Source organism: Micromonospora endophytica, assembly GCF_003236305.1.
Lineage (GTDB): Bacteria > Actinomycetota > Actinomycetes > Mycobacteriales > Micromonosporaceae > Micromonospora > Micromonospora endophytica.
Map to the genome: position 1 here is coordinate 1 of NZ_POTX01000292.1, position 6,376 is coordinate 6,376.

General features: G+C 70.5%; 9 protein-coding genes. 4 read left to right on the forward strand and 5 right to left on the reverse strand.

Annotation, left to right across the window (positions count from 1 at the left end; translation table 11 throughout):
• Positions 1 to 6: 6 nt before the first annotated feature.
• Positions 7 to 1,440, reverse strand: a complete 1,434-nt coding sequence (gene sthA / locus C1I93_RS27070) for a Si-specific NAD(P)(+) transhydrogenase (protein WP_223256290.1) — start codon at positions 1,438 to 1,440, stop codon at positions 7 to 9.
• Between the two features lie 124 nt (positions 1,441 to 1,564).
• On the opposite strand from sthA, the gene C1I93_RS27075 reads away from it, so the two are divergent.
• Complete coding sequence (locus C1I93_RS27075) at positions 1,565 to 1,849, forward strand: ArsR/SmtB family transcription factor (RefSeq protein ID WP_223256291.1); 285 nt, start codon at positions 1,565 to 1,567, stop codon at positions 1,847 to 1,849.
• A complete protein-coding gene (locus C1I93_RS27080; protein ID WP_111246107.1) occupies positions 1,831 to 2,220 on the forward strand; it encodes a VOC family protein in 390 nt (129 codons plus the stop codon). Before C1I93_RS27075 ends, C1I93_RS27080 begins: the two co-directional genes overlap by 19 nt.
• Positions 2,221 to 2,281: 61 nt before the next feature.
• Here C1I93_RS27080 and C1I93_RS27085 read toward each other — a convergent pair whose 3' ends face one another.
• Entirely contained in the window at positions 2,282 to 2,674 is a 393-nt protein-coding gene (locus tag C1I93_RS27085) for an SCO5389 family protein (protein WP_111246108.1), read from the reverse strand.
• A 189-nt stretch (positions 2,675 to 2,863) separates the two neighbouring features.
• On the opposite strand from C1I93_RS27085, the gene C1I93_RS27090 reads away from it, so the two are divergent.
• Positions 2,864 to 3,517: a biliverdin-producing heme oxygenase gene (locus C1I93_RS27090; protein WP_111246109.1), complete on the forward strand. Its 654-nt coding sequence runs from the start codon at positions 2,864 to 2,866 to the stop codon at positions 3,515 to 3,517.
• Positions 3,514 to 3,828 (forward strand): DUF2470 domain-containing protein, encoded by a 315-nt coding sequence (locus C1I93_RS27095; protein WP_111246110.1) that lies wholly within the window; start codon positions 3,514 to 3,516, stop codon positions 3,826 to 3,828. Before C1I93_RS27090 ends, C1I93_RS27095 begins: the two co-directional genes overlap by 4 nt.
• A gap of 22 nt (positions 3,829 to 3,850) precedes the next feature.
• Here the strand turns inward: C1I93_RS27095 and C1I93_RS27100 are convergent, their stop codons facing one another.
• The 3 genes from C1I93_RS27100 to C1I93_RS27110 all read right to left on the reverse strand — a co-directional run.
• Complete coding sequence (locus tag C1I93_RS27100; RefSeq protein WP_223256292.1) at positions 3,851 to 4,660, reverse strand: heme ABC transporter ATP-binding protein; 810 nt, start codon at positions 4,658 to 4,660, stop codon at positions 3,851 to 3,853.
• Positions 4,657 to 5,685 (reverse strand): FecCD family ABC transporter permease, encoded by a 1,029-nt coding sequence (locus tag C1I93_RS27105; protein ID WP_111246112.1) that lies wholly within the window; start codon positions 5,683 to 5,685, stop codon positions 4,657 to 4,659. The genes C1I93_RS27100 and C1I93_RS27105 overlap by 4 nt, the downstream gene beginning before the upstream one ends.
• Positions 5,682 to 6,376: heme/hemin ABC transporter substrate-binding protein (locus C1I93_RS27110; RefSeq protein ID WP_111246113.1), on the reverse strand; the 695-nt coding region annotated here is incomplete at its 5' end. The genes C1I93_RS27110 and C1I93_RS27105, both read right to left, overlap by 4 nt.

Below are 6,376 nucleotides of genomic sequence, written 5' to 3' on the forward strand. Positions count from 1 at the left end.
GGGGGGTTAGCTGAGGATGCGGGTGATGTTGCGGATTTTGTTGCCGGCGTCGAGGGCGGCGACCTTGTATGCCTCGGCCAGGGTGGGGTAGTTGAACACGGTGTCGACCAGGTAGTCGACGGTGCCGCCGAGGCCCATCACGGCCTGTCCGATGTGGACGATCTCGGTGGCGCCGGTGCCGAAGACGTGCACGCCGAGCAACCGGCCGTCGGCGGGGGAGACCAGCAGCTTCAACATGCCGTACGAGTCGCCGACGATCTGCCCTCGGGCCAGTTCGCGGTAGCGGGCGACGCCCACCTCGAACGGGGTGGCGCTGTCGGTCAGCTCCTGCTCGGTCTTCCCGACAAAGCTGATCTCCGGGATGGTGTAGATGCCGATCGGTTGCAGCTCGTGCATCGGCCGATCCGGTTCGCCGCAGGCGTGCTGCGCAGCCAACCGCCCCTGCTCCATCGAGGTGGAGGCCAGCGCCGGAAAGCCGATCACATCGCCCACCGCGTAGATGTTGGCAACGGCGGTGCGGTAGTTCTCGTCGACCTCGATCCGGCCGCGCCGGTCCGCCGTCAGGCCGGCCGCGTCCAGGTCCAGGCCGTCGGTCTGGCCCTGCCGGCCGGCGGAGTACATCACCGTGTCCGCGACGATCTTCTTGCCGCTCTTGAGTACGCAGAGCGCGGCGGCCTGGTGCTTCTCGACGGCGGCGACCTCCTCGCCGAAGCGGAAGGTCACCGACAGATCGCGCAGGTGGTACCGGAGTGACTCGACGATCTCCTCGTCGCAGAAGTCGAGCATCGTGTCGCGCCGTTCGACCACGGTGACCTTGGTGCCCAGCGCGGCGAACATGGAGGCGTACTCCATGCCGATCACCCCGGCACCGACCACCACCATGCTGCGGGGCACCGCCTCGAGGTGGATGACGCCGTCGGAGTCCACGATGGTCCGCTCGTCGAAGTCCACACTGTCCGGACGGGCGGGTCGGGTGCCCGCGGCGATGATCGCCTTGTCGAAGCTGACCCGGTCCTCCCGGCCGGAGCCGCCGTCGACCCAGACCGAGTGTGGGTCGGCGAACCGTCCGGTGCCGGTGATCAGGGTGATCCGGTTGCGGGCCAGCTGGTTGCGGATCACGTCGGTCTGCCGGTTGATCACATGCTGGGTACGGGCGGCCAGGTCGCTGACCGTGATCTCGTCCTTGACCCGGTAACTGCTGCCGTAGAGGTCGCGCTGACTCAGGCCGGTCAGGTAGAGCACGGCCTCGCGCAGCGTCTTCGACGGGACGGTGCCGGTGTTTATGCACACGCCGCCGATCATGTCGCGGCGGTCGACGATGGCGACCCGTCGACCCAGCTTGGCGGCTGCGATCGCGGCCTTCTGACCGCCGGGCCCGGAGCCCAGCACCAACACGTCGTAGTCGTACACGATCACCAGCGTCGCAAGATGTCGCGGCATGCGCCAGTCCTGGCGCCGAAGCGGCATCCGGGCTTTACCGGCCCGGAACAACCAGTCGCTCACGGGGGAGGAGAGTGTGATCACGCATTGACATGCAAGTAAACACTTGCCTATCGTCTCGGCTGTGGGTGACGTGTACAAGGCGCTTGCGGATCCGACCCGCCGCGCCATCCTCGACGAGTTGCAGGACCGCAGCGGTCAGACGTTGTTCGAGCTGTGTGTGCGGCTGACCGGCAAGGGGTTCACCTCGTCGCGGCAGGCGATCTCGCAGCATCTCGCCGTCCTGACCGAGGCCGGGCTGGTGGTGGTGCGCCGCGAGGGCAGATACCTCTTCATCGACCTGGACACGTCCCCGCTTCGACAGATCTACGATCGGTGGAGGGTTGGACCGTGCGAATCGGACACATGAGCATTTTCGTCGACGACCAGACCAAGGCGTTGGCGTTCTACACGGGCGTGCTCGGCTTCGTCAAGAAGACCGAGATCCCGCTCGGCGAGCACAGCTGGCTGACCGTGGTGTCGCCGGAAGACCCGGACGGCGTGGAGTTGGTCCTCGAACCAGACCAGCATCCGGCGGCGGCGGCGTTCAAGAAGGCCCTGGTGGCTGACGGGATCCCGTTCACCATGTTCGGCGTGGCGGACGTGTCTGCCGAGTACGAGCGGCTGAAGGGCCTCGGGGTGACCTTCACCCAGCAGCCGTTGGACGCCGGTGCCGTGACCACCGCGGTTTTCGACGACACCTGCGGCAACCTGATCCAGATCGTCGCACCGAACGCCTGAGGCGTCGGCGTCGGCGCCGGGATCAACCCCGCCGCCGACGCCGGTGCCCGCCCGGTCCGGATCAGCAGTTGCGCAGCTCGGGGGACTGGTTGAGCAACTGACCGCGGACGGAGATGAAGCGGCGGTAGGTGTCCGAGTCGACGGCGGCCGGCCGGAACGCGGCCACCCGGTGGCAGTTCTGGAAGGCCAACTTCACCCCGAAGTGCCGCTCCAGGCTGGACCGGATCGCGTCGCTGGCCAGCGCCCGCAGCAACTGGCCCCGTTCCTCCTCGCCGGGCGGCGGGATCTCGTTGTCGGCGAACTCCGCGTCGGACGACGACAGCTCCGCCGCCACCCGGGAGACGGTCTGCCAGGCGTACGGCAGGGATTCGCGTACGCAGGCGACGAACTCCTCGTCGGCGATCGGCCCCGACTCGGCGGCGTGCAGCAGTTCCGGTGACACGGTGAGCGACATGACTCTCCTCACTTAACGACTATGGTTTTCATTGCCGTTGCAGGAGTGAGCAGATCACGTGACTCTGTGTGTGTCAACGGTGGCGCACTGAATGTGGACGCGGCGCCCATCCACCGGACCGGGCGACCGACGGCCCTTTCGGTCAGCTTCGCGGGCTGGCATGATCCTGATAGGTTAGCCTTACCTAACATGGAGGTGCTTATGGGGTTCGCCGCGGAGGTACGCGAGTTGACCAGGGCGGACCACCGGGCCGCGCAGCATGTGACGTACTTCGACGCCCTCCTGTCGGGGCGGCTCGACCGGGCCGGGTACGCCGCGCTCCTCGAACAGCTCCACCTCGTCTACCAGGCGCTGGAGGAAGCCGCAGGAACCATGCGCGACCATCCGGTGGCCGGGCGGTTCGTCGTCGACGAGCTGCAGCGACTGCCGCGCATCGCGGCCGACCTGGAGTTCCTGAACGGGCCGGACTGGGCCAGCCGGATCGTCCCGACCCCCGCCACCCGGCGGTACCAGGAACGCCTAGGTGACATCGCGTTCAGCTGGCCGGCCGGCTTCGTCGCCCACCACTACACCCGCTACCTCGGTGACCTCTCCGGTGGGCAGGTGATGGCCCGCGCCCTGCGCCGGACGTTCGGCTTCGACTCCGCTGGAGTCGAGTTCTTCACCTTCCCCGGCCTCGATCCGCGCGCCTTCAAGGAGCACTACCGGTCGCTGCTCGACACCGTGCCGTGGGACGAGGCCGAACGGCGACGCTTCCTCGACGAGGTCTCCCGGGCCTACCGACTCAACACCGACCTCCTCGACGAGTTGGGGCAGGTCGTGGCCCAGGAGCGGGCGGCATGAGCACGCCGGACCCGTTCGCACCAGAGGTGATCGTGGCGGTGCGGCGGCACATGAACGACGACCATGCCGACGACTGTCTGCTGATCTGCCAGGGCCTGGGCGGCCAGCCGGCGGCCACGGCGGCGACCATGTCCGGCATGGACGCCGAGGCGATGGAGTTCCTCGCCACCGTGGGCGGTGCGTCGGTCCCGGTCCGGATCCCGTTCCACGGCCCGATCGTGGAACGCCGGCAGATCCGCGCCGAAGCCGCCCGGATGTACCGGGAGGCATGCGCGGCGCTGGGCCGCACCCCGCGCCCCGAGGCGCGCTGACCAGCGCGCCGGTGCCGGTACGTCAGCCGACGGTCGGACGTACCGGCACCACGAGCGGAACGCCGGTACGCGGGTGTGGCAGCACCTCGACCTCGTGCTGGTAGACCTCGCTGAGCCGGTCGCCGGTGAGCACCTCGCCCGGCCGCCCGTCGGCGACCAGGCGGCCGCCGGCCAGCAACGCGATGCGGTCCGCGTACGCCGCCGCCAGACCCAGATCGTGCAGCACCACGACGACGCTGCCGCCCTGCCGGGCATGATCCCGGGCAAGTGTGAGCACCAGCTCCTGATGGTGCAGGTCGAGCGCGGCGGTCGGCTCGTCCAGCAGGAGCATCCCGGTGCGCTGGGCCAGCACCCGGGCGAGTGCCGCGCGGGCCTGCTCGCCGCCGGAGAGCGCGGCGAAGACCCGGCCGGTGAGCGACTCCATCCCGGTCAGCCGCAGTGCCTCGGCGATCGCGACGGCGTCCTCGTCGGCGTACGGGGTGCCGGCCCAGGGGGCACGGCCCATCGCGACGACCTCGGCCACGGTGAACGGGAACGACACGGTGGTGCGCTGCGGCAGCATGGCCCGAGCACGGGCCAACTCGACGGGACTCCAGCGGGACAGCGGCCGGCTGGCGAACGTGATGTCGCCGCAGGTCGGTGCCAGGTCCCCGCAGATCGCGCCGAGCAGGGTGCTCTTGCCGGCACCGTTCGGCCCGACAAGTGCCAGCAGTTCGCCGGCCCGAACCGTGATCGTCACGTCGGTGAGGATCGGACGGCCGTCCCGGAGGATCCGGAGCCGCTCGACGCGCAGCTCCGCCGCGTCCGGCATCGGCGTCACCGCTGGCCTCATCCCCATCCTCCCGCCCGGGTCCGGGTCCGCCGCAGCAGCCAGAAGAAGCAGGGACCGCCCACCACGGCGGTCAGCACGCCGAGCGGCAGTTCCTGATAGTCGACAAGGGTGCGGGCGGCGAGGTCCCCGGCGACCACCACGATGGCCCCGCCCAGCATGCTCGCCGGCAGCAACAGTCGATGTCCGGGGCCGGTGACCATCCGCACCAGGTGCGGCACCACCAGCCCGACGAAGGAGATCACGCCGGTGAAGGCGACGGCAGCCGCCCCGAGCAGCGCGGTCACCGCGACCATGCCCAGGCGTAGCCGTTCCACGCGGACGCCGAGGTGCCGGGCCGATTGGTCGCCGAGCGAGAGCAGGTCGATCCGCCGGGCGACGGCGACGGTGATCGCGAGGCCGACCGCCGCGCACGGCCCGGTGACCGTCACCGCCGCCCAGTTTGCCTGGGCCAGGCTGCCGAGCTGCCAGAACGCGATGGCCCGGACCGCGTCCGCGTCACCGAAGAACATCAGCAGGCCGATCAGCGCGCCGGCCACCGCGTTGACCGCGATGCCGGTCAACACCAGGGTGACCACTTCGGTGCGTCCCCCGGAACGGGCCATCGCGTAGACCAGGGCGGTGGCGAGCAGGCCGCCCAGAAACGCGCCGGCCGCCACGGTCCAGCCGCCGACGGTGGCGATCCCGGTGACGATCACCGACGCGGCTCCCACGGCGGCGCCGGAGGAGACGCCGATGACACCCGGCTCGGCCAGCGGGTTGCCGAAGACACCCTGCATCAGCGCGCCCGCCCCACCGAGCGCGGCCCCGACGATCACCGCGAGGACCACCCGGGGAAAGCGCACCACCCACAGGGCGCTCTCGCCGTGGGTAGCGCTCGGCGACGGTCCGATGTCGAGCCCGACGCGGTGCAGGATCGAGCCGAGCACCTCCGCCGGGGGCACCGGCACCTGCCCGGTGCCGGCGGCGACGAGGCAGAGCAGGAGCAGGGCCACCGTCAGGCCGGCGACCAGCGACGCCCGCCTCATGAGCAGGCACCGTGAACCGCCTCGGCCAGGGCCTTGATGGCCTTGCCGGTGCGCGCGCCGAAGGTGAGCAGCAGGCCGTCGTCCATGTCCACGATCCGGCGGTGGACACCGGCCGGGGTCTGGCCGACGCCCGGCAGGGCGAGCAGGCCCTCGACTCCCTTCACCGACTCCAGTCCCTCGGTCATCACCAGAATGACGTCCGGGGCCGCGTTGATCAGCCCCTCGCTCGTCAACGGCCGGAACTTGGACAGCCCGATCTCGGTGCCGGCGTCGGTCGCCCCGATGGCCCGGATCATCTCGTCGGAGCCGGCTCCCGCGCCGCCGATCAGGTACACCCCGGCCGTGCCGCGGACGTACAGGAAGGCGATGCGCAGCGGCGCGGTGTCCGGCGGTGCGCTGCGGCGGGCCGCGGCGATCTCGGCCTCGACCCGGTCCACCAGGCGTTCCCCGGCCTGCGGCACGCCGAGCGCCGCCGCGATGGCGCGGATGTTGCGGGACACCGCAGCGAGGCTCTGTTCGTCGTCGACGAGCACCACGGGTACGCCGGCGCGCCGCAGTTGGGCCAACACCTCAGCCGGGCCGATGCTGCGGTCGGCGAGTACGACGGTGGGGGCCAGCCGCAGCACGGACTCGGCGGACAGGTCGTGGCCGGCGGGTGTGACCACCGGCAGGTGGGCGGCGGCGGGGAAGG

What these genes read in the sequence shown, in the direction of transcription:
- sthA (WP_223256290.1), bottom strand. Translation starts at nt 1,440, where the DNA reads ATGCCGCGACATCTTGCGACGCTGGTGATCGTGTACGACTACGACGTG.
- C1I93_RS27085 (WP_111246108.1), bottom strand. Translation starts at nt 2,674, where the DNA reads ATGTCGCTCACCGTGTCACCGGAACTGCTGCACGCCGCCGAGTCGGGG.
- C1I93_RS27090 (WP_111246109.1), top strand. Translation starts at nt 2,864, where the DNA reads ATGGAGGTGCTTATGGGGTTCGCCGCGGAGGTACGCGAGTTGACCAGG.
- C1I93_RS27095 (WP_111246110.1), top strand. Translation starts at nt 3,514, where the DNA reads ATGAGCACGCCGGACCCGTTCGCACCAGAGGTGATCGTGGCGGTGCGG.
- C1I93_RS27100 (WP_223256292.1), bottom strand. Translation starts at nt 4,660, where the DNA reads ATGAGGCCAGCGGTGACGCCGATGCCGGACGCGGCGGAGCTGCGCGTC.
- C1I93_RS27105 (WP_111246112.1), bottom strand. Translation starts at nt 5,685, where the DNA reads ATGAGGCGGGCGTCGCTGGTCGCCGGCCTGACGGTGGCCCTGCTCCTG.